The sequence below is a fragment of the Pseudoruegeria sp. HB172150 genome (assembly GCF_013184805.1).
Classification (GTDB): Bacteria; Pseudomonadota; Alphaproteobacteria; order Rhodobacterales; family Rhodobacteraceae; genus Psychromarinibacter.
In genome coordinates, this window is the sequence record NZ_JAATNG010000001.1 from 2,348,781 (window position 1) to 2,374,974 (window position 26,194).

Consider the following 26,194-nt stretch of genomic DNA (forward strand, 5'->3'; position numbering starts at 1 on the left):
AGGGGTCGATTGGCAAAAATCCTGAGATATCAGCTGGTCGCGTGGCTGGGTTGAAGCGTCACTTCAACGATGTCCGGAACAGGATTGCGCGGCAGCGCTCCGCTGAAACCGCCTTTATTCGGCTGGCACCGCCGCCGTCGCGGTTTCCTTCGGGAACGGCACCAGCAGCTCCCGCTCCTCGTCCCACAGCTTCAGCCGGAAGGACCGGATCGCCTCGGGCCACTCGATCCGCGGCAGGTCCAGTTCCGGCGGCAGCGCGAAATGCGCCTTGCGCAGACGGTAGGACGGGATCGCCGGCATGAAGTGGTGGATGTCGTGATAGGCGATGTTGCCGGTGCCGAGGTCCCACCACCAGCCCAGGTTCAGGCAGGACGAGCCCTGCAGCGTCGCCTTGCGGAAATCAAGCTCGGGCTTGCGGTCCCAGTAGGTGTCTTCGAAATTGTGCTGCAGGTAGACGAGGAACACTCCGATCATTCCAGACAGCAGCGAGATCCCGAGGAACACCAGCAGCCCGTTGGTCCCGAAGACATACCAGACCAGCGTCAGCCAGGCGAAGAAGGCGATGTTGTGCAGGATGACGCTGGCGGCGCCGATGCGGCGCGCGTTTACCGGCCAGCGATAGGCGATGAAATAGGTGAAGAACGCGCCCACGGGGATCAGCACGAAGGGGTTGCGGTAGAGGCGGTAATAGAGCCGCTTCCAGAAGCCGGCCTCGTTCCACTCTCTCAGGGTCATGGTGTATATCTCGGTCGTCTCGCGGTGATCGAGATTGCCGAGATAGGCGTGGTGCATGTTGTGGTTGTACTGCATCGCCCGGTACGGCGTCATCGCGAAGGGCGACAGCACGTGGCCCGCGATGTCGTTCGCGCGCTTCGTCGAGAACAGCGAATGGTGCCCGCAGTCGTGCATCAGGACGTATAGCCGCACGCCCGCGAAGGCGGTGATGACGATGAAGGGAAGCGCCAGCAGGAAGCTGCGCTCGACGAGGGTCAGCGCAAGGTACATCGCCGGGAAAAAGACCGCGAACGTGCCGAAGTAACTCGCCGCGGCGAGCCAGTCGTTCTTGTGGGTATAGTTGCGCAGGTGCTTCCGGAAATCCGGTGCCGCTGTGTCGCTCATTTGGTCACCCCCGGTCGAGACGGTCTCAGCTGCGCCCGGTTCCGGGCGATGGCACCCCCTCATAATTCTGATTTGTAACGGATTGTCCAGACAGAGCCGATTGGCTTGAGGGGAACGGCACCATTCGGCCGGTCTCTTCGTCCCAGAGCTTCCAGCGCAGGGTGCCAGCGGCCTCGCGCCAGCCGATCCGGCGGGATTTGAACGTCGGCTCCAGCTCGCGATAGCACCGCTTCAGGTTGTAGCATGGGATGTTGGCGTTCAGGTGATGCAGGTCGTGATAGGCGATGTTCGCGGTGCAGAGGTCGAAGAAATCGCCGAAATCCAGCACCGCCGAGCCTTCCACCGCGGCCTGATCGAACTGCAGATCCTTCGGCCGCGCCCAGAACACCTCTTCAAAATTGTGCTGCACGTAGGGAATCACAACGCCGCAGGACACGCCGATAATCACCGAACCCAGCCACACCGCCAGCGCCACCGGTCCCCACAGAGTCCAGAGCAGCGCAAGAAACCCCACCACCATCGCGTCGTGCAGAACGACGTCGCCGATGCCGGATTTGAGCGCGTTGCGCGGGAAGCGGTAGCGGATGACGTACAACAGTGTCGGGCCCACCAGGAACAGCAGGAAGAAACTGCGGTAGAACCGGTAGCCCAGCTTCTTCCACCAGGGTGCGGCGAGGTATTCGTCGACCGTCATCACGTAGATCTCGGTTGAATCCCGGCGGTCGAGATTGCCGATATGGGCGTGATGCAGGTTGTGATTGTAGCGCACCGCCTTGTACGGCGTCAGCGTGAAGGGCGAGAGCAGCGTGCCCATCCGGTCGTTCAGCTTGCGGCTGGTGAAGAAAGAGCCGTGCCCGCAGTCGTGCTGCAGCATGTAGAGCCGGACCGCGCAGGTCGCGGTCACGCACATGAAGGGCAAGGCGGCCAGCCAGTGGCCACGGCGCGCGAGAAGGATCGCGATGACAAGCCCGCTCAGGTAAATCCCGAGCGTGATGGCGATGTTCCAGGCGGCAATGGTGTTGTTGCGTGCGGTATAGGCGCGCGTGCGTTGTCTGAGTGTCACGTTGTAAAATCCGCCGGTGCGGTCCGGCGCCCCAGAATGATGAAATGCAGCGTTGGCTTCTAAAGCTATTGGGATCTGTACATGGGCTTCGGGAATTGGAAAGCGTTTGGAACGTTCCCAATTGAATTCTGCGTATAATTGTGTGTCGGCAGCAACGCACTACTGCGCGGTGTAGCCCCCATCGGCCGGATAAAAGCCGCCTGTGCAGAAAGATGCCTGTTCCGAAAGCAGAAATGCGATCAGGTCGGCCACTTCACTGCGGCGCCCCATGCGGCCCATCGGATGTGCCGCGTGAAACACCTGCTGCAGTTCCTGCGGGGCCTGCCGGATCTTGGGCGTTTCGACATAGCCGGGTCCGATCGCGTTGATCCTTACGCCTTTGTCGGCGCATTCCAGCGCCGCCGTGCGGGTCAGGCCGAGGATGCCGTGCTTGGTGGCGGTATAGGGCGCGAGGCCCGGCGCGCCGACGATGCCGTTCGCCGCCGACAGGTTGACGATCGCGCCGCCGCCCGAGGCAATGATCGCCGGTATCTCGTGCTTCAGGCACAGGAATGTGCCGGTCAGGTTGGTCGCGATCACCATATGCCAGTCGGCCAGCGGGATGTCGGGCAGCTCCGCCGGACCCGGACCCGGTGTGCCCGCGTTGTTGACGGCGAGGTGCAGCCCACCGAACTTTTCGACCGCCGCCGCTATCAGCGCGGCGACCTGTGCCTCGTCCGATACGTCGCAGGCCAGACCGAGGCACCGTTTGCCCGTGGGATCAATCTCCTGCGCCTTCCGCTCCGCGGCGTCGCCGTTCCGCGCGCACAGCACCACCGCCGCGCCGCGCGCGAACAGCGTTTCCGCCACACGCTCGCCGATGCCTTCGGTGCCGCCTGTCACGACGGCCGTTGTTCCGTTGAAATCCTGCATGCCGATCTCCTTTCACCGGCACCATGACCGGCGTCAGGCGGCGCGGGAATGCGGCCAGGCGCGCATGCCGTCGGATGCTGACAGGACGATGTCAGGAACCGGCGGACATAACCGTCAGTCGCGCGGGGATTTCTTTCCCAGATGCTTGCGCAGCCGCGACGGCGTGGACTTTTTCCTGTCCTTGTACGGGTTCTGATCCGCCTGACTGCGCATGTGCAGCCGGATCGGCGTGCCGGGCATGTCGAAATCGTCCCTGAGCCCGCCGACAAGGTACCGCGAATAGCTCGCGGGCAGCTTGTCGGGGTGCGAGCACATCACCACGAAGCCCGGCGGTCGCGTCTTGGCCTGGGTCATGTAGCGCAGCTTGATGCGGCGCCCGCCGGGCGCCGGGGGCGGATGCTGCGCGGTCATATCCGCGAGCCAGCGGTTCAGCCGGGCCGTGGAGATGCGCCGGTTCCAGACCTCGTGCGCTTTCAGCACCGCGTCGTGCAGCCGGTCGAGGCCCCTGCCCGTCAGCGCCGACACCGTCACCAGCGGCGCGCCGCGCAGCTGCGGCAAGAGCCGCTCGAACGCTTCCTTCAGTGCGCGCAGCTTTTCCTGCTTGTCGGTCTCGGCGTCCCACTTGTTGACGGCGACGACCACAGCGCGCCCCTCGCGCTCGGCGAGGTCGGCGATGCGCAGGTCCTGCTGCTCGAAGGGGATGGCCGCGTCGAGCAGCACCACGACCACCTCGGCGAATTTCACCGCGCGGAGGCCGTCCGCCACTGACAGCTTCTCGACCTTTTCCTGCACCTTGGCCTTCTTGCGCATGCCGGCGGTGTCGAAGATCCGCACCGGCGTACCGTCCCAGTCGATCGACAGCGAGATCGCGTCGCGGGTGATCCCCGCCTCGGGTCCGGTCAGAAGGCGATCTTCGCCGAGGATCTTGTTGATCAGCGTCGACTTCCCGGCATTGGGACGCCCGACGACGGCCACCTGCAGCGGCCGCGCCTTTGTCGGCGCGCGGTAGGCCGGGACGCTTTCGTCATCTTCATCGGTCTCTTCCAGCAGGACGTCCGTCTCCGGCGCCTCTGCTTCGGCGACGGCGGTGCGGGCGGAATATTCGTCCGCCAGCGGCATCAGCGCCGACAGCAGATCGCCCATGCCCTCGCCATGCTCCGCCGAGATCCTGAGCGGCTCGCCCAGCCCCAGTTCCCATGCCTCGATCACTCCGGCATCGGCGGCGGAGCCTTCGGCCTTGTTGGCGGCCAGGATCACGTGGGCGTTCTTCCTGCGCAGGATATCGGCGAAGACGCGGTCGTCGGGCAGGATGCCCGCCCGCGCGTCGACGAGGAACAGGCAGATATCGGCCATCTCCACCGCGCGCTCGGTCAGGCGCCGCATCCGCGCGGGCAGCGTATCGCCGGTCTCGTTCTCCAGCCCCGCCGTGTCGATCACGGTGAACCGCAGGTCGGCCAGCCGCGCCTCGCCCTCGCGCAGGTCGCGCGTCACACCCGGCTGGTCATCGACCAGGGCGAGGCGCTTGCCAACGAGGCGGTTGAACAGCGTCGACTTGCCCACATTGGGCCGGCCGACAATGGCGAGGGTGAACATCAGGGCGCTCCCGGAACGGTAAGACCGCCGCTTCTATACCCGATTTCGCGCCGCGAAAAGCATTGAAGGCGCCCGGCGCGGCTCGCCGCCGTGGTAGCCGGGTCGCACCGCCCGATCAGCGGTAGGCGTGAAGCTGACCGTTGTCGCTGAGGACGTACATCGTGCCGCCCGCGACTGCGAGGTTGGACGCCGCGCCGCCCGGTACGTCGATCTGACGACGGATCGCGCCGGAGGTCGGGTCGAAGGCGATCAGCTGGCCGGCGTCGGAGGCGATCCAGAGGTTTCCGCCGGCGAGCACCGGGCCATAATAGGCGTAGATCGCTTCCCGCCGTTTCGGCTTGGAATTGCGGAAATAAGGCAGCTCGACCTCCCAGATCATCTGCCCGGTCGCCGCGTCGAGCCGCACCAGCTTGGCATCGTCGGACACCAGAAAGACGGATCCGCCGGCGACCCAGACGGGACCGTAGGCGCCGTCATCTGCGGTCCACAGCCGCTCGCCCGAATCCACGTCCATCGCGACCGCCCGGCCCGACTGGTTGCCGGTATAAAGCACACCGCCCGCGATCACCGGATCGGCGATGATGTCCGTGACGTTCGCATAGGCCGCGTGCCTGTTCCCGCCGGATACGGTACCGCCCCACAGGCGCACGCCGCCCTGGCGCAGGGCCGCCACCAGCTCGCCGCTGGCAAAGGGGAAGACCGCCAGCTTGTCGGTCACCGCGGGTCCGGCACCGCCGACCATGCCCGATTCAGAGGGCGTGCCCGGCAGGCGCCAGCGCACCCGGCCGTCATCCGTCTCGATCGCCCAGGCGACATTGTCGCGCGACACGAGGTACAGCAGATCGCCATGCACCGTCGGGCTCGCCGTCGCGGGCGCGTCGAGTTTCTGTTTCCAGTATTCGCCGCCGTTCCTCGGATCGAGCGCGAAGGCCTCGCCGAAGCCGGTGGTCACGAACAGCTTGCCGCCGCCATAGGCCAGGCCGCCGCCCGAGGCATCGCCCTGCCGGTCCGACGCCGGTACCAGGCTGCGCGACCAGACCCGGCCGCCCGACGTGGTGAAGGCGCTGACCTGGCTCTGGCTGTCGAGGGTGAAGACCAGCCCGTTGGCCACGACCGGATCGGCGGTGATGCGGGCCTTGCGCTTGTTGCCCTCGCCGATCTTGGCGCTCCAGATGCGGGACGGCGCCTGTGACAGCGCGACATGGGTCAGGTTGTGGGTCTCGTTGCCGCCGCGATGGGTCCAGGCGGCGACGTTCTGTTGGGGAGGCAGTGCGAAGGCGCGGCTGACCGGCAGATCCTCTTCGATCGGCAGCGCCGCTTCTCCGGGGGTCAGCCCGCCGCGCAGATCCAGCCGTTCGCCCGGCAGGATCACTTCCGGCTCGCCGCAGGCGGCAAGCAGGCCGGTCATCCCGAGGGCAAACACCCACTGTCTGGTCATCCGCACGGCTTGCAACTCCTCGTCGTCGTCTCGGGTCTGATGCCCGTGTTTTGCAGGATGGTCCCCATCTGCGTCAAACACTTACGCCGCGTCGGCCGCGCCACCCAGTGCCATGATCAACTGAGATGCGCGCTGGCGCAAGCCCGCGCTCGCCTCGGTATCCTCGGACAGCGCGCGCAGCCGGTCCAGCGCCCCCGCAACGTCGCCGGATTCCAGCTCTGCAAGGGCGATCTGCTCTTCCGCCAGCACCCGGAACGGTGCGCCGGGCGTCGCCAACGGCTCCAGTTCCGCGATTCGATCCGCGGGGGTGGTGCTGTCCGATGTCAGAATCACCCGCTTCAGCGTGGCCATCTGGCGGTAGAGGGCGGGCATTTCCGCATCCTCCTCGACAGCGCGCAGCGCCACCACTGCTGCGTCATCGTCGCCGGCCTCCAGCGCCTGTTGCGCCTCGAGCATCCCCGTCACCGCACGAGCGCCGCCTTCGGCATCGACCGCTTCCAGCGCCTCCATGCGGGCCGCCGGGTCGCCGGCGTCCAGCGCCGTCAGGATCGCGTCGCCGCGGGCCTCGGCCGCGGCCCGCCGCTGCGCCTTGGTCCATTCGTTATAGGCCGCACCGCCGACGATCAGTAGAACCACGGCCAGCGCGATCCAGCCATAACGGCGGAAATAGCCGAACAGCTGATCCCGGCGAACCGCTTCGGTCACCTCGTCGATGAAATTGTCGCTGTCGCTCACGCGCGTCTCCACCCCAGTCGAAAGTCTGCCCGCTTTTACACATGCGTGCGCGCGGTGCAAAGGGGGGCATAGGGCGGTTTCCCGCCCGCGTTCCTGACACCAACTGACGTTGATGTCAGTCTTGCTTGCTCTGCACTGCGGAAAGTTATAAACTGAACCGAACAGTTTAGTCGCGTACCGCCCGCGTAGATCTTGTTATGGGCCAGCCCAATGCGTATCTGACCCCCGGCGCGAAACGCCAATAGTTATGGATTATTGAGGACGGCTATGCGGTTTTCTTCCATTGTAATCGCAGTCCTGGTTACGGTGACATTGTACCTCCTGATCTTTCAACGGGAGGAACTGTTGGCTTTTGCCGCCGGCGACAACTCTCAGGAAACAGGCGAAGAAACGGTTCTGGCCTCTGCGGAGACCGAAGCCCCGGCCGAAGACTCCGAGGCGCCGACCGGTGTTCCCGTCGTGGCCATGAGCTCGTTGTCGAAGGAAATCGAACAGATCGTGCTGCTGCGTGGCCGGACCGAGGCCGCCCGTACCGTCGAGGTTCGCGCCGAGACGGCGGGGTCCGTCGTTTCCGACCCGCTTCGCAAGGGCGCCTTCGTCACCGCCGGCGACGCGCTGTGCGAGATCGATCCGGGCACCCGGAATGTCAGCCTTTCCGAGGCAGAGGCGCGGCTGGCCGAGGCGCGCGCCGCCCTGCCCGCCGCCCGCGCGTCGCAGGCGCAGGCCGAGGCGCAGCTTCCCGCCGCCGAAGCGGCGATCCTCGAAGCCCGCGCCCGCGTGCCCGAGGCCAAGGCGAACCTGCTGCAGGCAGAAGCCGGCGTGCCCACCGCCGAGGCCAATCTGGCCCAGGCCCAGGCCAGTATCCCGGCCGCGGAGGCGAACCTTGCGCAGGCCAAGGCCGGTGTTCCGACCGCCGAGGCGCGGCTGGCGGAGGCGCTTGCCTCGGTCCCGACCGCCGAGGCCAATCTCGCCCAGGCGGAAGCCTCTGTTCCCGCCGCCGAAGCCAGCCTAGCCCAGGCGCGCGCCGGTCTGCCGGCCGCCGAGGCGGCAGTCGTGGAGGCCCGCGCCCGCATCGAAGAGGCGGAAATCAACCTCGAAGCCGCGCGCCGGCTGTCGGATAACGGCTTTGCCTCGCAGACCCGCGTCGCCGGTGCGGTGGCCACATCCGAATCTGCCAAGGCCGGGCTGCAAAGCGCCCTCTCCGCGCTCGAAGGCGCGAAAGCGTCGGTTCAGAACGCCCTCTCCGCCGTCGAAGGCGCCAAGGCGAGCGTTCAGGCCGCCAAGGGCCAGGTCGAGAGCGCCAAGGCCGCTGTCGTGTCCGCCCGCGGCCAGGTCGAGAGCGCCAAGGCCGCCGTGGAATCCGCGAAGCAGCAGATCGAAAGCGCCAAGGCCTCGGTGCAGTCGGCCAAGGGCCAAGTGGAAAGCGCCAAGGCGGCGGTGCAGTCGGCGAAATCCGGCGTGGAATCGGCCAGTGCCGGGGTCGCTTCTGCCCTCTCGGCGCAGGAAAGCGCCAAGGCCGCGGTCGAATCCGCCAAGTCCGGCGTTGAAAGCGCTCTGGCCGGGATCGGCAGTGCCGAAACCGCCGTCGCCTCCGCCCAGAAGGAAATCGACCGGCTGACGATCCACGCGCCCTTTGCCGGCCTGCTTGAAACCGACACGGCAGAGCTTGGCAGCCTGCTGCAGAACGGCGGTCTCTGCGCCACGGTGATCCAGCTTGATCCGATCAAGCTGGTGGCCTTCATCCCTGAAACCCAGGTCGACAAGGTGGAACTGGGCGCCATGGCCGGGGCGCGCCTTGCCTCCGGCGGAACCGAGGTGATCGGCAAGGTCGCCTTCCTGTCGCGGTCCGCCGACAGCACCACCCGCACCTTCCGGGTCGAGATCGAGGTGCCGAATGCCGACCTCAAGATCCGCGACGGCCAGACCGTACAGATCGCCATCCAGGCCGATAGGCAGGTCGCGCACCTGATCCCGCAAAGCGCACTGACGCTGGATGACGAGGGTGTGCTGGGCGTGCGTACCGTCGAGGACGGCAACGTCGTCGGCTTCCATCACGTCGAGATTCTGCGCGACGCGCCCGAAGGTGTCTATGTCTCCGGTCTGGGTGAGGAAGCGGACGTGATCATCGTCGGCCAGGAATACGTGACCGAGGGTGTGACTGTCGCACCGACCTTCAGGGATACATCGAAATGAGCGGCGGCTTCACCGGCATCGTCGGCGTCGCCGCGACGCGCGCGCGGATGGTTATCGCGTTCATCGTGCTGTCCATCGCCGCCGGCGCGGTCGCCTATGCCACGCTCCCGAAGGAAGGCGAACCGGATATCGAGATCCCGGCGGTCTTTATCTCTGTCCCCTTCGCCGGCATCTCGGCCGAGGACAGCGAGAAGCTGCTGATCAAGCCGATGGAAACGGAGCTGTCCGATCTCGACGGGCTCGACAAGATGACCTCCACCGCGGCCGAGGGCTATGCCGGGATCGCGCTGGAATTCGAATTCGGCTGGGACAAGACCAAGACGCTGGCCGACGTTCGCGACGCGATGAACGCGGCCGAGGGCAATTTCCCGGACGGCGCCGACCAGTACACCATTTCCGAGATCAATTTCTCCGAATTCCCGATCGTCATCGTCGACCTGACCGGCCCGGTGCCGGAACGTACCCTGCTGCGGGTCGCCAAGGATCTGCAGGACAGGCTCGAAAGCCTTGAACCCGTGCTCGAAGCGGCGCTGGCCGGACATCGCGACGAGATGCTCGAGGTCGTGATCGACCCGCTGCGGCTGGAAGCCTACAACGTCACCGCGGGCGAGCTGATCAGCGCGGTGACCCAGAACAACCTGCTGATCGCCGCCGGCGAGGTGGAAAGCGCGCAGGGCGCGTTCTCCGTCAAGATCCCGGCGACGCTGCAGAACCAGCAGGACATCTACAATATCAAGGTCCTCGGCGACGGCGACCGCTCGGTCACGCTGGGCGACCTTGCCGATATCCGCCTGACCTTCGAGGACCGCGAGGGCACCGCGCGCTTCAACGGCGAAGCCACAGTCGCGCTGCAGGTGGTGAAGAAGAAGGGCTACAACCTCATCGACACCGCCGAACTGGTGCGGGCAGAGGTCGATGCCGCCCGCGAGAACTGGCCCGAGGAACTGCAGGCCGCGATTCATGTCGGCACCTCGAACGACCAGAGCTTCACCGTGAAATCCATGGTCAGCCAGCTTGAAGGTTCGGTCCTGACCGCGATCTCGCTGGTGATGATCGTGGTGCTGGCCGCGCTCGGCATCCGCTCGGCGCTGCTGGTGGGCTTCGCGATCCCCACCTCGTTCCTGCTGTGCTTCGTGCTGCTGGGCATGATGGGCGTGACGGTATCCAACATCGTCATGTTCGGCCTGATCCTCGCCGTCGGCATGCTGGTGGACGGCGCCATCGTCGTGGTGGAATACGCCGACAAGCGCATCCAGGAAGGCACCGGCCCGATGCATGCCTATGTCGAGGCGGCGCAGCGGATGTTCTGGCCGATCATCGCCTCCACAGCCACGACGCTCTGCGCCTTCCTGCCGATGCTGTTCTGGCCCGGCGTCGCCGGCGAGTTCATGGGGATGCTTCCCGTGACGCTGATCTTCGTGCTGTCGGCCTCGCTGATCGTCGCGCTGATCTACCTGCCTATCATGGGCGGCATCGCCGGCCGCATCAGCCGCAAGTTCGAGCATTCCAGCCAGCGCCTGCGCAGCGCCATCCCCAGCTGGTGGATCCGCGCCGCGCTGGTGATCCCGGCCGCATATCTCGTCTTCCTCGGCGCGATGCAGACGCTGAATCCCGGCTATCTCTTTGGCGGCTCCAGCCCGATGTCCGGCGTCATGGCAGTGCTGCCCGGCGCGATCCTGTTCATCCTCGGCGCGATCCTGACCGGCATCACGATGCAGTCGGTCCGGATCGATCGGAAACCGAACCACATCCGCACCGGGCGCCATCACACGCCCTTCGGCTGGTTCATCCATTTCATCGTCGGCAACCCGATCATGCCGCTGGTCGCCATCGGCGGCGTGATCGCCTTCGTCGTCGGCACCTTCGCCTATTTCGGCGAGAACAACCTGGGCGTCGAATTCTTCGCGGAAAGCGAACCGGAACAGGCCATCGTCTATGTCCGCGCGCGCGGCAACCTGTCGCTGGCCGAGAAGGACGAGATCGTGCGCCAGGTCGAGGACGTGATCATGTCGGTGCCTGGCGTCGACAACATTTTCGCCTTCGCCGGTGCCGGCGGGCTGAACACGAACACCGGCGGCAGCCAGGGCCCGCGCGACACCGTCGGCCAGGTGCAGATCGAACTGACCCGGTGGGAGCAGCGCCCGCGCGATCACGGTGACAGTTTCCTGGGCCTGATCCCGACCGAAACGGTGGCCGAGGAATACGACGGCAACAACGTGCTGGCCGAGATCGAGCGCCGCCTTGCGGAACTGCCCGGCATCAAGGCCGAGATCCTCGACCTGTCGATGGGCCCGGCCTCTGCCAAGCCGGTCCACCTGCGCCTGAAGGGCGAGGACTTTGACGAGTTGCAGGCGGCGACAGAGATGGTTCGCACCCGGTTCGAGGAAACCGAGGGCCTGATCGACATCGAGGACACGCTTCCCCTGCCCGGCATCGACTGGCAGATCGACGTCGATGTCGAGGCCGCCGGACGCTACGGCGCCGACGTCGCCACCGTCGGCGGCATGGTGCAGCTTGTCACCCGCGGCCTGCTGCTCGACACAATGCGCGTGCCCTCCTCGGACGAAGAGATCGAGATCCGCGTCCGCTTCCCGGAAGAGGACCGGGTGCTGTCGACACTGGACACCCTCAAGGTCCGCACCAGCGACGGGCTGGTGCCGCTGTCGAACTTCGTCACCCGCCACCCGGTGGAAAAGCTCGCCCAGATCGACCGTGTCGACCAGAAACGCTTTTACGACGTCAAGGCCGGCGTGGCGCCCGGGCTGACGGCACTGCACGTGACCGGCGGCGACAACGGCCCGGAAACCGCCGCCTACCTGCGCAGCCCCACCTCAGACGAAGAGCGTGCGACGATGGCGGCCGATATCGAGGCCGGCCGTCTTGCCGGGTTCGAGGATGGCAACAAGCTTTATGCCGTCGACCGGTTCGAGAACGGGCACGACCTTGCCTCGGTGCGCGAGGCCGTGGCGGACGAACGTGTCAACTATGCTCTGATCACGCCCACTGAACGCATCGCCAGCCTGACCGATTGGCTGCAGGACGAGGTCGACCTTCCCGCCGACATCACCTGGGAATGGACCGGCGACCAGGAGGAACAGGCAGACAGCCAGGCCTTCCTGGTGCAGGCTTTCGGCGGCGCGCTGGCGCTGATGTTCATCATCCTGCTGGCGCAGTTCAATTCGTTCTACGACTCCGTGCTGGTGCTGATGGCGGTGGTGCTGTCCACTGCGGGCGTTCTGATCGGCATGCTGGTCATGCAGCAGCCGTTCTCGATCATCATGACGGGGACCGGGATCGTCGCGCTGGCGGGGATCGTGGTGAACAACAACATTGTCCTGATCGACACCTATCAGGAGTATTCCCGCTACATGCCTCGGATCGAGGCGATCACGCGCACCGCCGAGGCGCGCCTGCGGCCGGTGGTCCTGACCACGCTGACCACCATGGCCGGCCTCACGCCGATGATGCTGGGCCTGTCGCTCGACTTCATCGGCGGCGGGTACTCGCTGAACTCGCCCACCTCGCTCTGGTGGAAGCAGCTCGCCACCGCTGTGGTTTTCGGCCTCGGCATCGCAACCATGCTGACCCTGGTCTTCACGCCCTCGATGCTGGCCGTCCGCGTCTGGGTCCACCGTTATGCGCTTGGCCTGTCGCGGCTGCTCGGCGTTCTGTCGATGTCGCGCTCCAGCGCCGTGACCCGCGACTGGGCCCTGCGCCGGGCCGCGCGCAAGACCGAGGTGCCGGAGATCCTGTGGGACGTGGAGGCGGCAGACGATGCTCCCACGGCGGAGCCTGGCCAGGAGAAACCGCGCGATCCGTCAGAGATCAGCACCCTGCCCGTCCGCGCGGCGGAATAGCGCCGCGCCCCCGGCCCACAAAGGCGGACAGTCGCCGCTTCGCGGAAATCGAGGAACCATGTCTTTACCCCGCGCGTTTTCGGGCCAACGGAGATGGTTATGAAAAAGAGTTCCCTTGTTTTATCCGCCGCCCTGATCGGCATGGCCACCGCTGGCTTCGCCGGGGGCAAGGGCCACGGCAAATCCGCGCATGCCGGCAAGCCCGGCCATGGCGGAAACATCGTCGTCCAGGCGAACTGCCCTCCCGGCCTCGCCAAGAAGAACCCGCCCTGTGTCCCGCCGGGTCTGGCGCGTACGCCAGCTCCCGACAGACGCCATGATGACGGCGGATACGCCGAAGGCTATCGCGACGGTCTGAACGACGGCAGTGTCGTCATCTACCAGCCCGGCGACGTCATCCAGCGCGACTATATCGTGGTGGAGAACCCCACGCGCTTCGGCCTGAACCCGTACGATCGCTACTACCGCGTCGGCGACCGGTTCTACATGGTGGACGAAGACACGCGCGAAGTGCTGGCGTTTGTTGGCGCACTGAACGACCTGCTGAACTGAACGGTCACGTCAACCGGTGCTGGGGCGGCCACGCGGCCGCCCTTTTTGTTCGAACCCGACCGCTGCAGCGTCCCGGCAGCGTTGACGTGATGTCACCCGACTGATTCCGCCGGAAGCCGCACGCGCAACCGTTGAACTCCTGAAAGCGAAGGAAAACCCCTTCGTTCAGCGCAGGAGGCAGATATGAAAACAGGCAAACTCACCCTCGCGGCGATCATGATGGTGGCGGCGACAGGCGCCCTCGCCCAGGGCGGCGGCGGACCGAAGGCATCCCCCGGTCAGCCCGCCCCCGCCGCGGCGCATTGCGCGCCGAACCAGGTAGAGCGTGACGGCAAGTGCGTGGCGCAGGGCGGCAACAACGGCCAGGGTGCGCTCAACCAGCCCGCACGCGCGCAGGCAGCGCCCGCGCCGAAGCCGCAACCGGCCGACCACGTCTACAACAAAGGGGAACGGATCCCGGACGGTTACAGCGCGGTCAACGACCCGGCCCGCTACGGCCTCGATCCGCATCAGCGCTACTACCGCGTTGGCGACCGCTTCTATCAGGTCAACGAAACGACCCGTGAAGTGCTCGCCTTCGTCGGGGCATTGTCGGACCTGCTGGACTAGTCCCGGAGGCAGATATCCGCGAACCCAAAAGCAAAAGGGCGGCCACGGGCCGCCCTTCATCTATCCTTGGGTATTCAGAGCGTCAGCTCTTCCGGCGACGACGCACCATGGCAAGGCCACCAAGCGCACCGATCAGAAGAACACCGCCAGCCGGCAGCGGTACCTGAGACGGCGCTTCAAGGTATTTGACCTTGAGCTTGACCGAGGCACCGTGCTTTTCGCCTTCGTGCAGGCCCAGGATGCCAAAGTTGAAGGTCACATCAGACAGCGAAAGCAGAAGTTTGCCGGTGCCGCCAAATGTCAGGATGAGCGGGTTTGCCCAGTCGATCACGCCGTATTCGCAGAAGCCGAAGCAGCTGATCACACCGGTCGAGGACCCGCTGAGCCCGCCGGATACAGCCGGATCGGTAAAGACGAAATCCACGTTGATGGACTGTCCGACCAAGTCGTCCGCGTTAACCGTCGTCTCTTCCGTCCAGACGGTGAACAGTTCGAAGTAGGCCCATTCGCCGACTTCCAGATCGAAGCTTCCGCCACCCGAGGTCGTGCTCGTCTGCAGCACCAGGCCCGGATCGGTGAACGCGCTTCCGCTGATGCTGAAGTTGCCCGTAAACGTCGTGGCACTGGCCGCACCTGCGAGGCCAGCCAACATGGCTGCCGACGCAATTATATTTCGTATCAGTTTCACAAATAGCCCCCACAGCTCGAAATCATGTGAACACATTACCCGATTGCATGCTTTCTGTAACTAGAAATCTTTCCCAAAATTTACAGTAGTTTAACAGGCACGGAATGCCCGCTTTATCTCCCCGCGCGACGAATCGTTCGCCACAACTTATGCGTGTCAAGCGAACCAATTCAATCTTCGCGGAATGTTGCCTTTGCAAAAAGGCACGGCCGGCGGTCTCCCGCCGGCCATGAAATCCTTGGCCAAGAGCTACTCCGCCGCGACCCGCCGCTTCGGATTCAGCATATCCTTGAGATATCGACCGGTATGGCTCGCCTCGACCTTCGCCACGTCCTCGGGCGTGCCCTCGGCGACGATGGTACCGCCGCCGTCGCCGCCTTCCGGCCCGATATCGATCAGCCAGTCGGCGGTCTTAATCACGTCCAGGTTGTGCTCGATCACCACGACCGAATTCCCCTGATCCACCAATTCGTGCAGCACTTCCAACAGCTTCTTCACATCCTCGAAGTGCAGCCCCGTCGTCGGTTCGTCGAGAATATACAGCGTCCGCCCCGTGGACCGCTTTGACAGCTCTTTCGACAGCTTCACCCGCTGCGCCTCGCCGCCCGAGAGCGTCGTCGCCTGCTGGCCCACCTTGATGTAGTCGAGCCCGACCCGGTGCAGCGCGTCCATCTTGTCGCGGATCGACGGCACCGCCTTGAAGAATTCGCGCGCCTCCTCGACGGTCATGTCCAGCACGTCGGCGATGGACTTGCCCTTGAACTTCACCTCCAGCGTTTCGCGGTTGTACCGCGCGCCGCCGCAGGTCTCGCAGGTCACGTAAACGTCGGGCAGGAAGTGCATCTCGATCTTGATCAGCCCGTCGCCCTGGCACGCCTCGCAGCGGCCGCCCTTCACGTTGAAGGAAAACCGGCCCGGCTTGTAGCCCCGCGCCTTGGCCTCGGGCAGCCCGGCGAACCAGTCGCGGATCGGGGTGAAGGCCCCGGTATAGGTCGCCGGGTTCGAACGCGGCGTCCGCCCGATGGGGCGCTGGTCGATGTCGATCACCTTGTCGAGATGCTCCAGCCCCTTGATCGTCTCGCAGAGCGACGGCGTCTGGCGCGCCCCGTTGAGCCGCATGGACGCGGTCTTGAACAGTGTCTCGATGGTCAGGGTGGACTTGCCGCCGCCCGATACCCCGGTGACGCAGACGAATTTGCCCAGCGGGAACTTCGCCGTCATGTTCTTGAGGTTGTTGCCGGTGGCATTGACCACCGTCACCGCCTTCTTGTTGCCCTTGCGCCGCTCGGCCGGTACCGGGATCTCCCGCGCGCCGGTCAGGTACTGCCCGGTGATAGAGGCCGGGTTCGCCGCGATCTCCGCCGGGGTTCCGTGCGCCACGACCGACCCGCCATGCACGCCCGCGCCCGGCCCGATATCGAGCACGTAATCCGCCTCGCGGATCGCTTCCTCGTCATGCTCGACCACGATGACGGTGTTGCCCTGGTCGCGCAGGTTCTTCAGCGTCAGCAGCAGCCGGTCGTTGTCGCGCTGGTGCAGGCCGATGGACGGCTCGTCCAGCACGTAGAGCACGCCGGTCAGCCCCGACCCGATCTGCGAAGCCAGCCGGATCCGCTGGCTTTCGCCGCCGGACAGGGTGCCGGAATTCCGCGACATCGTCAGGTATTCGAGGCCGACATTGTTCAGGAAGCCCAGCCGCTCGCGGATCTCCTTCAGGATCGCGCGCGCGATCTCGTTCTTCTGCTGGCTCAGCTGCTCCGGCACCGTCTCGATCCAGGCATATGCCTCCCGGATCGACATCTGCACCACTTCGCCGATATGCAGCCCCGCGATCTTTACCGCCAGCGCCTCTTCACGCAGGCGAAAGCCGTTGCAGGCGCCGCAGGGCCGGTTGTTCTGGTAGCGCTCGAACTCCTCGCGGATCCAGGAGCTGTCGGTCTCGCGATAGCGCCGTTCCATGTTGGGGATCACCCCCTCGAACGGCCGCGACACCTGATAGACCCGCCCGCCCTCGTCATAGCGGAACTGGATCTCCTCCTTGCCGGAGCCATAGAGGAACACCTGCTGCACGTCTTCCGGCAGGTCCTTCCACTTCATGTTCTTGTCAAAGCCGTAGTGCTTGGCGATGGACTCGATGGTCTGCAGGAAATAGGGCGACTTGCCCTTCCGCCACGGCGCCAGCGCGCCGTTATAGACGGTCAGGTTCAGGTCGGGCACCACGAGGCGCTCGTCGAAGAACAGCTCCACCCCCAGCCCGTCGCATTTCGGGCAGGCGCCGAAGGGCGCGTTGAACGAGAACAGCCGTGGCTCGATCTCGGGGATGGTGAAGCCGCTGACAGGACAGGCGAAATTCTCGGAGAACGTGATCCGCTCCGGCTCGCCTTCCGACGGCGCGGTTTCCAGAATGGCGATCCCGTCGGCGAGGTCCAGCGCGGTGCGGAACGAATCCGCCAGCCGCGTCTCCAGCCCCTCGCGCACGACGATCCGGTCGACCACGACGTCGATGTCGTGGCGGAACCGCTTGTCCAGCGTGGGCGGTTCGTCCAGCTCGTAAAACGCGCCGTCCACCTTGACCCGCTGGAAGCCCTGCTTGCGCAGTTCAATGAACTCTTTCTTGTACTCGCCCTTCCGGTCCCGGATGATCGGCGCCAGGAGATAGCCGCGCGTGCCCTCCTCCATCGCCATCACCCGGTCGACCATGTCCTGCACCTGCTGCGCCTCGATGGGCAGCCCGGTGGCCGGCGAATAGGGCGTCCCAGCCCGCGCGAACAGAAGCCGCAGATAGTCGTAGATCTCGGTCACCGTTCCGACGGTGGAGCGCGGGTTCTTTGACGTTGTCTTCTGCTCGATTGAGATCGCCGGCGACAGGCCCGAGATGTGATCGACATCCGGCTTTTCCATCATGTCGAGGAACTGCCGTGCATAGGCCGAGAGCGACTCGACATAGCGGCGCTGCCCCTCGGCATAGATCGTGTCGAAGGCCAGAGAGGACTTGCCCGACCCCGACAGACCGGTGATCACCACCAGCTCGTCGCGCGGAATATCCACGTCGATGTCCTTGAGATTGTGCTCGCGCGCGCCGCGAACTTCGATCTTCTTCAGATCCGCCATGCAAAGCCCTCTTCACCAGCGGTTAAGAAATAACCCATGCCCCGCGAGTCTCCAATCGAAAAATGGAACATTACGCGAACATCCGCAGCTAATTGCCTCGTTTGGCCCTGTTCTGTCAGGGCGTGTCAGGCATAATGCCCACCGCGGCGGCGCTTCAGGACCAGATGCGCCACGGCACCTCCCACAAACAGCAGCGCCAGCACCACCGGCAGCCCGCCATATCCCGCCAACCCGATCACCGCCACCAGCAAAGGCGTGCCGACGGTGTTCCCGAGATTCCCGGTCTGCGCCATGCCGCCATTGGCCAGCGCCCGGTCCTCTGCCACCTGATTCAGCTGCGGCACCAGCGCAAAGCCAGAGCCCTGAACCAGCCCCAGTGCGGCGCCCAGCGCCAGGAACAGCACCGGGTTGCCCGGCAACACCCACAACCCCACCGACGCAACCGCGCAGCACACGAAGCCCGCGATGCTGACCTTCACCGCCTCCACCCGCCGGAGCAGCAGGACGCCCAGCGTCAGCGAACTGCCCAGCGACATCAGCGGCATCAGGCCCAGCACCAGCGCCCGGCTGCCTTCTGGCAGATAGGGTGGCAGAACCGTCAGCACGGCCACGAAACAGGTCGTGTAGAACAGCCAGCCCCAGGCCGCCGCCCCCACGAATGGATCGAAATAGATACGCCGGTGCGCCGTTACAAGCTCTGCCAGGCGCGGCGGGCGCGGCCGCTCGCCCGAGACCTTCGGCAGGATCGGCCACAGCACCGCCGCCATCACCGCCATGTAGACCGCATGCGCCCACATCAGGCTGCGCAGACCGAAGGCCTGTGCCAGCGGTATCCCGACCCAGGCCAGCACCGCGAAGGCCACCGCGAAGAAGCTGCTCCAGATCGTCAGCGCCAGCCCGCGCCCCTTGGCGTCGCTGAACTCGGCGATCATCGTAGGCCCCGCCACCACAATTGCCAGATGTGCAGCACCTTCCAGCACGCGCGATCCCAGAAACAGCGGTAGCGCCGGAAAGAGCCCCTGGAACACCGAGATCCCCGCCCCCAGTACCAGCGCCGACAGCAGCGCCCGCCGGTACCCGATCCGCGCTACCAGCACGCCCGCGATCACGCCCAGCAGGATGCCGAGGAACCCGACCAGCGACACCGCGAAGCCCAGTGACGCGCCAGCGTCCGGATAGACCTCGGGCAGCCGGTCGAAGATCACGCTGATCTTGCCGTATTGCGCGGCCGCCCCCAGACCGGCGGCCCAGAGCAGCATAACCAGCCGCCAGTCGGTTCCCTCGCGTTCCATGCCGCCGGTAGAGCCGCAAGCACCGGCAGGGTCAAGCCGCCAACCGCCGCCCCGGCGATGGCGGCTTCCTATCCGCCCCGGTTTCGGGAAAGCTGGCAGCCACAACCGGAATCACGATGACCCGAAAGGATGCCCATGCCGATCACGCGCCGAACCTTCCTCGCCGGCATGCTCTCGACCAGCGCGCTTGCCCTCGCGGCCTGCGCCGTCGAACAGCAATGGGTCACCCTCGGCACGGCGCAGGTCAACCTGCGCAACACCTTCACCATCATCCCGGTGACGGTGCAGCAGGGCCTGTTCACCAGCCTCAGGCTGCAGGTCTCGGGCAGCCCGGTCTTCATCAACTCGCTGGTGGTCAACTTCGTGAGCGGCGAACAGTCGACCCTCGCCGTCAACACCGCCATTCCCGCCGGGGGCCAGACCGACCCGATCTTTCTTCCCGGCGTGGTGCGGGCCATCAAGCTGATCCAGATGAACTTTCGCAGGGTGCCGACGGGCGGCAGCGCCACGGTCACCGTGCAGGGCAGCCGGATCTAACCCGGCTTGCGCGCGATCAGCGTGCCATAGGCCTGAAAGCCGAACAGCGTCCCGGCATCGCGCCGGCGCGCGTATTCCGCCAGCAGCCCGGCGGCCAGTTCCGGCCCGATCTCGCCCTTCTTCAGCATCATGTCGGTGGTGAACTTCACCCAGGCCAGCATCCCGTCATCCTTGCGGATCAGCCGCGGGATCATCCAGAAGTCGGCGACCTCGAACCCCGCCGCGCCGCTCAGCCCGGCAAGTTTGCTGCACACATGGGGATCGACGACGAAGTTCTGTTTGAAATAGGTCTCGCAGGCCGACAGCGGGTCGCCGGGAAAACCCGACAGGCTGCCCTTCGAGAAGTCGCCGTCGAACACCACCAGCCAGCCGCCCGGCCGCAGCACGCGGAACGCCTCGGCAAGCAGCGGCACCGGATCGGGCACATGGCTCAGCACCGTGTGCTGGATCACCAGATCGACCGATCCGTCCTCCAGCTCCAGCGCGGTGCCGTCCTGCGCCTCGAATGTCACGTTCGGAATGCCTTCGGCCAGCCGCCGCGCATGCGGCAGGAACTCGGCGGCTGGCTCCGTCGCGAGTACTTCTGCCTCCGGCGCCCAGGCCGCCACCTGCCGGGCAATCGGGCCGGAACCTGCGCCGACCTCCACGGCCTTGCGAATCTCGTCCTTCGGCAGCGCCGCGAGATACCGCGCCACGCCCTCGGACATCGCCGGTTCCGCCGCGCGCGTCTCCAGCACCTCTACCGCCAGTTCGATGAAATCAGCGCCAGCCGCGCTCATGTCGGAAAATGGATCCGGCATCTGTCCCTCCCTGAAAATGTTTCCGGCAGCCTAGCACGATTCCCCGGTTTTCAGAACGTTACCGGGCACAGCCCCCCAGCACCGCCGGCAGCCCGTTGAGCGCCAGCGTCTGGCTCAATCGCGCCGGCGGCAGCGCCTCGAACCCCGCGATCCGCGCCTCCAGCAAATGTGCTACCAGTTCCGGCGCCTCCGCCACGTACCAGTCGCCCGCGCGCCGGAAGGTCACCACGCCCAGCGGATAGGTGTTGGCGTCCAGCGAGACCTGCACCTGTACTTCTTCCTCCGGCGTGTGAAACACCCCGGCGCCAAAGGCAAAGCCGCCGCAGCCGACATGCGCTAGCCAGTCCGCCGGACCGGCGCCCGCCTCGCCCGCCACCGGCCCCAGCCCCGGCACGTCTACCTCCACCGCCCAGCGTGGTTCGATCACGCCGTCGTAAAACACTTCGCCGCCATCGCTCACCACCACCGGGTCCGGCGCGGGCTGGCAGCCCAGCGCCGCGATCCCCGCGCCGTCCATCGCGATCTCAGCCTCCAGCCCGAAGGCGGGCGCCGATACGGTCAGCGGTCCGCCCGCAAGCAGCGGCTGCAACGACGTGGCGCCGGGAATGTCGATCCGCCCGTCATGCTCCTGGTACCGCCCGGGCAGTTCCACTTCCCCCGCCCCAGCACTGAACGCCACCGGCGCCACCATCGCCTCGGGCCGCGCCACCGGCCCGTAGGACAGCCGCATCTCGTTGCCGAAGTAACAGGACACCTGCAGCGTCCGCCCGCCGGGCAGCGCCGTCTCGACCACCGGGAAGGACTCGCCGTTCATCAGCTTGCCCTCCGCAGCATGCCAGCCAGTCGCCACCTTGCGATCCCCGCGCGCTTCGGGCTGGTCACAGCCGATCCGCTGCAGCACCTCCGGCAGCTTCGACAGGTCATAGACCTGCCGGTTCCCGTAGGACCGCGCGCTATCCCAGACCTGCAGCCGCTCGGCCCGCCACATCGTCTCCCACAGTTTCGCGAGGTCCGCCTCCAGCCCGTCCTGCCACAGAACCGCGGACCCGCGATTGAAGCCGAACACCAGCCGGAACCGCTCCGCCGGATCGTCATCGAATGTCCAGACCGACTCGTATGGCTGCGAAGGGTCGGTGCCGCGATACTCGCCCGACCAGACGAACCCGTCGCAGGCCACGCCCAGTTCGCCCAGCGATGCGGTATCGATCCCGCCCAGCATACCGCCCGCCGAGGGTTCCGCCGGCCAGACCGTCCAGTCGCCGGTCTGGTAGAACACCAGCGGCGGCGCCGGATACGGCCGTGCCGGGCAGTCAAGCGCGTCCAGCGCCTTTGACGATCCCTTCAGGGTAAACCGCGCCGACAGCCCGTGTTCCGGGCTTTCGAACAGCACCTCCGCCCCCGCCTGCAGCGCGTCGACGCCCGACTGGTCCAGATCGGTCCGCAGCTTGTCGCCCTCGATGAAGTAGACGTAGGGAATGCGCTTGTACAACGATGCACCGTTGCCGCGCGTCACCTCGAACGTGCCTTCATAGGCGGTGCCCGGCCCGGCCGAGATTCCGTCCACCAGCACATGCAGCCCGCCGCCGGGATGACACATCGCGTAGAGTGTCCGCCCCTCCGCGCCGGTTACCTCCGCCGTCTCGATCCGCCCGCCATACATCAGCGCCAGCGCGCCGTTGCTCCAGGTTCCCGCAGCGGGTGCATCCGCCGGGACTTCCGGCAACGGGATCACCGGCAAGCCCGGCGCAGGCGCGGCAGGCGCCGCGACAACCGGCGGCGCAGCAGGCGCGGCGGGTGCTGCCCCCGGCACTCCCTGCATCACCACCTGCTGGATGCACTGCACGAAGATCAGCCCGTAGGCCTGGAATGTCGCCATCGGAACGCCGGCGGTATCGTTGGCCAGAAGCTTGTCCAGCACCGGCCCGTCGATCCCCTGTGCGCGCGCCGTCTCGATGGTACAGCCGCAGCTCTGCGGATATTGCGGATTGTTCGCCCGGCAGATTTCCATCGGGTCCGCCGCCGCCATCCCGGCCGCGGCGGCCCACAGAAACGCCACCCATTTCAGAAGCTTCATCGCGTCACCCCGATTCCCCCGTCCCATCGAACGCTGCCGATGTGACGCCGGAATGTCAGGGGCGAAACGAGGTGAGCGGCCCGGAAACGACCGGGCCGCAGGGCATCTGCCTAGATATGGATCACCCGGTCATAGGCATCGAGCACCGACTCGTGCATCATCTCGCTGAGCGTCGGGTGCGGGAAGACCGTCTCCATCAGCTCTTCCTCGGTGGTTTCCAGCGTGCGGCCCACCACATAGCCTTGGATCAGTTCGGTCACCTCGGCGCCAACCATATGCGCGCCCAGCAGCTCGCCGGTCTTGGCGTCGAAAACGGTCTTCACCATCCCCTCCGCCTCGCCCAGCGCGATAGCCTTGCCGTTGCCGATGAACGGGAAGTGGCCGACCCTGATGTCGTAGCCTAGGTCTTTGGCCTTCGCCTCGGTGTACCCCACCGACGCGATCTGCGGCTGGCAATAGGTGCAGCCCGCGATGCTTTCGGGGCGCACCGGGTGCACCTTGTTCTTGCCCGCGACAAGTTCGGCCACCACGACGCCCTCGTGCGACGCCTTGTGCGCCAGCCAGGGTGCGCCCGCGATGTCACCGATGGCGTACAGCCCGTCGACGCCGGTGCGGCAGTATTCGTCCACCACCACGTGGGTCCGGTCGACCTTCACGCCGAGAGCTTCCAGCCCGAGGTTCTCGACATTGCCGACAATCCCCACGGCGGAGATCACGGTGTCGAAGTCGACCTTCTCGACCTTGCCGCCGCTTTCGATATGCGCGGTGACCTTGCCCTTGCCGCGGTCCAGCTGCTTGACCCCGGCCTTCTCCATGATGGTCATGCCCTGCTTCTGGAACTGTTTCTTGGCGAATTTCGAGATCTCGACATCCTCGACCGGCAGGATCCGGTCCATCACCTCGACCACCGTCGTCTCGGCGCCGAGCGTGTTGTAGAAGGACGCGAACTCGATCCCGATGGCGCCGGAGCCGATCACCAGCAGCTTCTTCGGCATCCGCGGCGGCTGCAGCGCGTGCTTGTAGGTCCAGACCAGATCGCCGTCGGCCTCCAGCCCCGGCAGTTCCCGCGCCCGCGCGCCGGTGGCGAGAACGATGTTCTTCGCTTCCAGCTCCTCGGTGCTTCCGTCTTCCATCTTGACCGAGACCTTGCCCTTCGCAGGCAGCGTCGCCGCGCCCATGAAGGTGGTGATCTTGTTCTTCTTCATCAGGCCCTTCACGCCCGAATTCAGCTGCTTCGCCACCTGCCGCGAGCGCTTGACCACCGCGTCGAGGTCGTAGCCGATGTTCTCGGCCTTCAGCCCGAACTCACTGGCGCGCTCCATCAGGTGGAACACTTCCGACGAGCGCAGCAGCGCCTTGGTCGGGATGCAGCCCCAGTTCAGGCAGATGCCGCCCATGTGCTCGCGCTCGACGATGGCGACGTTCAGCCCCAGCTGCGCGCCACGGATCGCGGCGACATAGCCGCCCGGGCCCGCACCGACTACGATCATGTCAAAGGATTTGGCCGCCATGTACTCCTCCGCCCGGCAGATTGTTTAACGTTCAACCATTTTCTACATATCCGACCCGGCGTCATTATCCAATGCCGCCGGGCGAATTGCGGGGTTGCCCGCGTTGCATGCCTTAGCACGGGACACGGTGCGACCGATACCGCAGTGTTCGGATGCAGGCGCGCGCGGCTAACCGCGCTTCTTCTCGCGCCGGACGATCCAGGCAATGAACATGCCTGTGGCGCCGATGCCCGCGACGGCATAGGCGGCAGGAACCAGGTATTCCGGGAACATGCCGGTGCCCATCGGTTCGGCGGATTGCGGGATCAGCGGATAAACGGCGATCACGGCCAGCCCAGCCAGCAGCACGATCACCCAGGGAAGCATGCGTGTCATGGGTAAGGTCCTCCTGCCCGACCAACGCCACGCAGCGCAGCCAGGTTCCCGGTCTCGCAAACTTCACCGAAGCGTCGCGCCGATGTCATCCGGACCTTTCACCCTATCCGCGTGCGGGCCAGCAACCCCGCATTCCCTTCACGTCCCGGAATATTACAGATGGAGAGCGCACCATGCTCAGCCGCCGTTCCTTCCTCCGCGCCGCCGGCGCGGCTGCCCTCGTGACTCCTTTTGCCGGCTTCGGCCCCGCCCGCGCCCAGTCCGGCGGGCCGCTGTTCCGCTTCGGCGTGGTGGCCGACCCGCAATATGCGCCGGTCCCGCCGCGCAACACGCGTTTCTATTCAAACTCGCTGTGGAAACTCAGCGACGCCATCGCGGACTTCAACACGCAGGAGATCGAGTTCGTCGTCACCCTCGGCGACATCATCGACCGGCACTGGGAAAGCTTCGGCCACATCCTGCCGCTTTATGACAAGCTAGCGGTGCCGAACTTCTTCATCCTCGGCAACCACGACTTCTCGGTCGCCTCCGATTACCTCGGCTCTGTCCTCCGCGCCACCGGGCTGGAACGCGCCTATTACGCCTTCCCCGGCGGCGGCCACCGCTTCCTCGTGCTCGACGGGAACGAGATCAGCCTGTTCGCCAACCCGAAGGACAGCGAGAATTACGCGCTGGCCGAGGAACGTCTCGCCAAACTGAACGAGGCTGGCGCCGCCAACGCGCAGACCTGGAACGGCGGCATCTCGGACGCGCAGTTCGGCTGGCTGGAAAGCGAGCTGAAGGATGCGCAATCCGCCGGAGAGCGGGTCATCGTGATGGGCCACTATCCGGTCTACCCCGCCAACGAGCACAATCTGTGGGACGACGCGCGCCTCGTGGACCTGTTCACCAGCCACGACAACTTCGCGCTCTACATGAATGGCCACAACCACGCCGGCAACTACGGCCAGATCGGCAGCCAGCACTTCGTGAATTTCCGGGGGATGGTCGAGACGGCCGACACCACCGCCTATTCGACGCTGGAAGTCTACGACGACCGGATCGAGATGCTGGGCAAAGGTGTCGAGGTCACCCGCACGCTGTCGCTCTGACAGGGCGGACCGGCCGGGCGGCATCCTGCCCGGCCACCTTTCACTGCGGCTCTTACTCCGCTGCCACCGGCTGGTCGGACAAGGCTTCCAGCGTCTTGCGATAGCCGCCTTCGTCGACATATGCCGCCTCGGCCCCGCAATACGCCCGCTCCAGCGCCGCGTTGCGCGTCGGGAACCGTCCGAACTTGCGGATCACCTCGCGATGCGCCTGGGCATGCAGAAGGTTGTTCTCGCCGGTCTCGGGCATCCGGGTCTTCATCAGCCGCACACAGCGATCCTGATCGGTCAGGCATTCCGAATGCATCAGCGGCATGTAGAAGAACTGCCGCGCCGGCTCGTCGATTTTCATGTCGAAGCCGTGATTGATCGACAGTTTCGCCGCCGCCAACGCCACGGAGTCGCTTGCGAACGACTGCTTGGTGTCGCGGAACATGTTGCGCGGAAACTGATCGGTCAGGATGATGTAGGCCAGCGACCCGCTCGGATAGGTCAGCCACATCGCGTAGGAGCCTTCCATCGCGTTGTGCCAGTCGGCCTCGAACCGTTCGCGTATTTCCGCGTCAAGCTCTTCGCCGCCCCGGTACCAGCCCTCGGGCCCTACCTCGTCCAGCCAGTAGGCCAGTATGTCTTCAGGGTTCGCCATC

General features: G+C 65.7%; 20 protein-coding genes. 6 read left to right on the plus strand and 14 right to left on the minus strand.

Annotated elements, in window-relative coordinates; genetic code table 11:
• Positions 1 to 114 precede the first annotated feature (114 nt).
• The 6 genes from HCO70_RS11255 to HCO70_RS11280 form a co-directional block, all read right to left on the minus strand.
• Positions 115 to 1,119: a fatty acid desaturase gene (locus tag HCO70_RS11255; RefSeq protein ID WP_172295901.1), complete on the minus strand. Its 1,005-nt coding sequence runs from the start codon at positions 1,117 to 1,119 to the stop codon at positions 115 to 117.
• A 25-nt stretch (positions 1,120 to 1,144) separates the two neighbouring features.
• The gene (locus HCO70_RS11260; protein WP_172295903.1) at positions 1,145 to 2,182 is read right to left on the minus strand and encodes a fatty acid desaturase; all 1,038 of its coding nucleotides are present in this window, start codon (positions 2,180 to 2,182) and stop codon (positions 1,145 to 1,147) included.
• 159 nt (positions 2,183 to 2,341) lie between these two features.
• Positions 2,342 to 3,094, minus strand: coding sequence for an SDR family NAD(P)-dependent oxidoreductase (locus tag HCO70_RS11265; RefSeq protein ID WP_172295905.1), 753 nt, complete (start codon positions 3,092 to 3,094; stop codon positions 2,342 to 2,344).
• A gap of 114 nt (positions 3,095 to 3,208) precedes the next feature.
• A complete protein-coding gene (der, locus tag HCO70_RS11270) occupies positions 3,209 to 4,690 on the minus strand; it encodes a ribosome biogenesis GTPase Der (RefSeq protein ID WP_172296266.1) in 1,482 nt (493 codons plus the stop codon).
• A gap of 112 nt (positions 4,691 to 4,802) precedes the next feature.
• Positions 4,803 to 6,125 (minus strand): PQQ-like beta-propeller repeat protein, encoded by a 1,323-nt coding sequence (locus HCO70_RS11275; protein ID WP_172295906.1) that lies wholly within the window; start codon positions 6,123 to 6,125, stop codon positions 4,803 to 4,805.
• Between the two features lie 81 nt (positions 6,126 to 6,206).
• Positions 6,207 to 6,860, minus strand: a complete 654-nt coding sequence (locus tag HCO70_RS11280) for a tetratricopeptide repeat protein (protein WP_172295908.1) — start codon at positions 6,858 to 6,860, stop codon at positions 6,207 to 6,209.
• 345 nt (positions 6,861 to 7,205) lie between these two features.
• On the opposite strand from HCO70_RS11280, the gene HCO70_RS11285 reads away from it, so the two are divergent.
• The 4 genes from HCO70_RS11285 to HCO70_RS11300 all read left to right on the plus strand — a co-directional run bounded on the left by HCO70_RS11285 (position 7,206) and on the right by HCO70_RS11300 (position 14,071).
• Positions 7,206 to 9,053, plus strand: coding sequence for an efflux RND transporter periplasmic adaptor subunit (locus HCO70_RS11285; RefSeq protein ID WP_253913160.1), 1,848 nt, complete (start codon positions 7,206 to 7,208; stop codon positions 9,051 to 9,053).
• Positions 9,050 to 12,910, plus strand: coding sequence for an efflux RND transporter permease subunit (locus tag HCO70_RS11290; protein WP_172295910.1), 3,861 nt, complete (start codon positions 9,050 to 9,052; stop codon positions 12,908 to 12,910). Before HCO70_RS11285 ends, HCO70_RS11290 begins: the two co-directional genes overlap by 4 nt.
• Before the next feature lie 99 nt (positions 12,911 to 13,009).
• The gene (locus HCO70_RS11295; RefSeq protein ID WP_216665328.1) at positions 13,010 to 13,462 is read left to right on the plus strand and encodes a hypothetical protein; all 453 of its coding nucleotides are present in this window, start codon (positions 13,010 to 13,012) and stop codon (positions 13,460 to 13,462) included.
• Positions 13,463 to 13,645: 183 nt separating this feature from the next.
• Positions 13,646 to 14,071: a hypothetical protein gene (locus tag HCO70_RS11300; protein WP_172295912.1), complete on the plus strand. Its 426-nt coding sequence runs from the start codon at positions 13,646 to 13,648 to the stop codon at positions 14,069 to 14,071.
• A gap of 82 nt (positions 14,072 to 14,153) precedes the next feature.
• On the opposite strand, the gene HCO70_RS11305 is transcribed toward HCO70_RS11300, so the two are convergent.
• From HCO70_RS11305 to HCO70_RS11315, 3 genes are all read right to left on the minus strand, one after another.
• A complete protein-coding gene (locus tag HCO70_RS11305; RefSeq protein ID WP_216665329.1) occupies positions 14,154 to 14,723 on the minus strand; it encodes a VPLPA-CTERM sorting domain-containing protein in 570 nt (189 codons plus the stop codon).
• A 285-nt stretch (positions 14,724 to 15,008) separates the two neighbouring features.
• Positions 15,009 to 17,870 (minus strand): excinuclease ABC subunit UvrA, encoded by a 2,862-nt coding sequence (uvrA, locus tag HCO70_RS11310; RefSeq protein WP_172295916.1) that lies wholly within the window; start codon positions 17,868 to 17,870, stop codon positions 15,009 to 15,011.
• A gap of 125 nt (positions 17,871 to 17,995) precedes the next feature.
• Positions 17,996 to 19,162: an MFS transporter gene (locus tag HCO70_RS11315; RefSeq protein WP_172295918.1), complete on the minus strand. Its 1,167-nt coding sequence runs from the start codon at positions 19,160 to 19,162 to the stop codon at positions 17,996 to 17,998.
• 129 nt (positions 19,163 to 19,291) lie between these two features.
• Between HCO70_RS11315 and HCO70_RS11320 the strand changes: the two genes are divergently transcribed.
• Entirely contained in the window at positions 19,292 to 19,699 is a 408-nt protein-coding gene (locus tag HCO70_RS11320; RefSeq protein ID WP_216665330.1) for a hypothetical protein, read from the plus strand.
• Here HCO70_RS11320 and HCO70_RS11325 read toward each other — a convergent pair.
• From HCO70_RS11325 to HCO70_RS11340, 4 genes are all read right to left on the minus strand, one after another.
• Positions 19,696 to 20,499, minus strand: a complete 804-nt coding sequence (locus tag HCO70_RS11325; RefSeq protein ID WP_172295922.1) for a methyltransferase domain-containing protein — start codon at positions 20,497 to 20,499, stop codon at positions 19,696 to 19,698. The two genes, HCO70_RS11320 and HCO70_RS11325, sit on opposite strands and share 4 nt — an antisense overlap.
• Positions 20,500 to 20,557: 58 nt before the next feature.
• Complete coding sequence (locus tag HCO70_RS11330; RefSeq protein ID WP_172291865.1) at positions 20,558 to 22,573, minus strand: hypothetical protein; 2,016 nt, start codon at positions 22,571 to 22,573, stop codon at positions 20,558 to 20,560.
• A 110-nt stretch (positions 22,574 to 22,683) separates the two neighbouring features.
• Positions 22,684 to 24,084, minus strand: a complete 1,401-nt coding sequence (lpdA, locus tag HCO70_RS11335; protein WP_172295924.1) for a dihydrolipoyl dehydrogenase — start codon at positions 24,082 to 24,084, stop codon at positions 22,684 to 22,686.
• A gap of 168 nt (positions 24,085 to 24,252) precedes the next feature.
• Complete coding sequence (locus HCO70_RS11340; RefSeq protein WP_172295926.1) at positions 24,253 to 24,459, minus strand: hypothetical protein; 207 nt, start codon at positions 24,457 to 24,459, stop codon at positions 24,253 to 24,255.
• Positions 24,460 to 24,632: 173 nt separating this feature from the next.
• Between HCO70_RS11340 and HCO70_RS11345 the strand changes: the two genes are divergently transcribed.
• The gene (locus HCO70_RS11345) at positions 24,633 to 25,550 is read left to right on the plus strand and encodes a metallophosphoesterase (protein ID WP_172295928.1); all 918 of its coding nucleotides are present in this window, start codon (positions 24,633 to 24,635) and stop codon (positions 25,548 to 25,550) included.
• Positions 25,551 to 25,602: 52 nt separating this feature from the next.
• On the opposite strand, the gene HCO70_RS11350 is transcribed toward HCO70_RS11345, so the two are convergent.
• The gene (locus HCO70_RS11350; protein ID WP_172295930.1) at positions 25,603 to 26,193 is read right to left on the minus strand and encodes a DUF924 family protein; all 591 of its coding nucleotides are present in this window, start codon (positions 26,191 to 26,193) and stop codon (positions 25,603 to 25,605) included.
• Position 26,194: the final 1 nt, after the last annotated feature.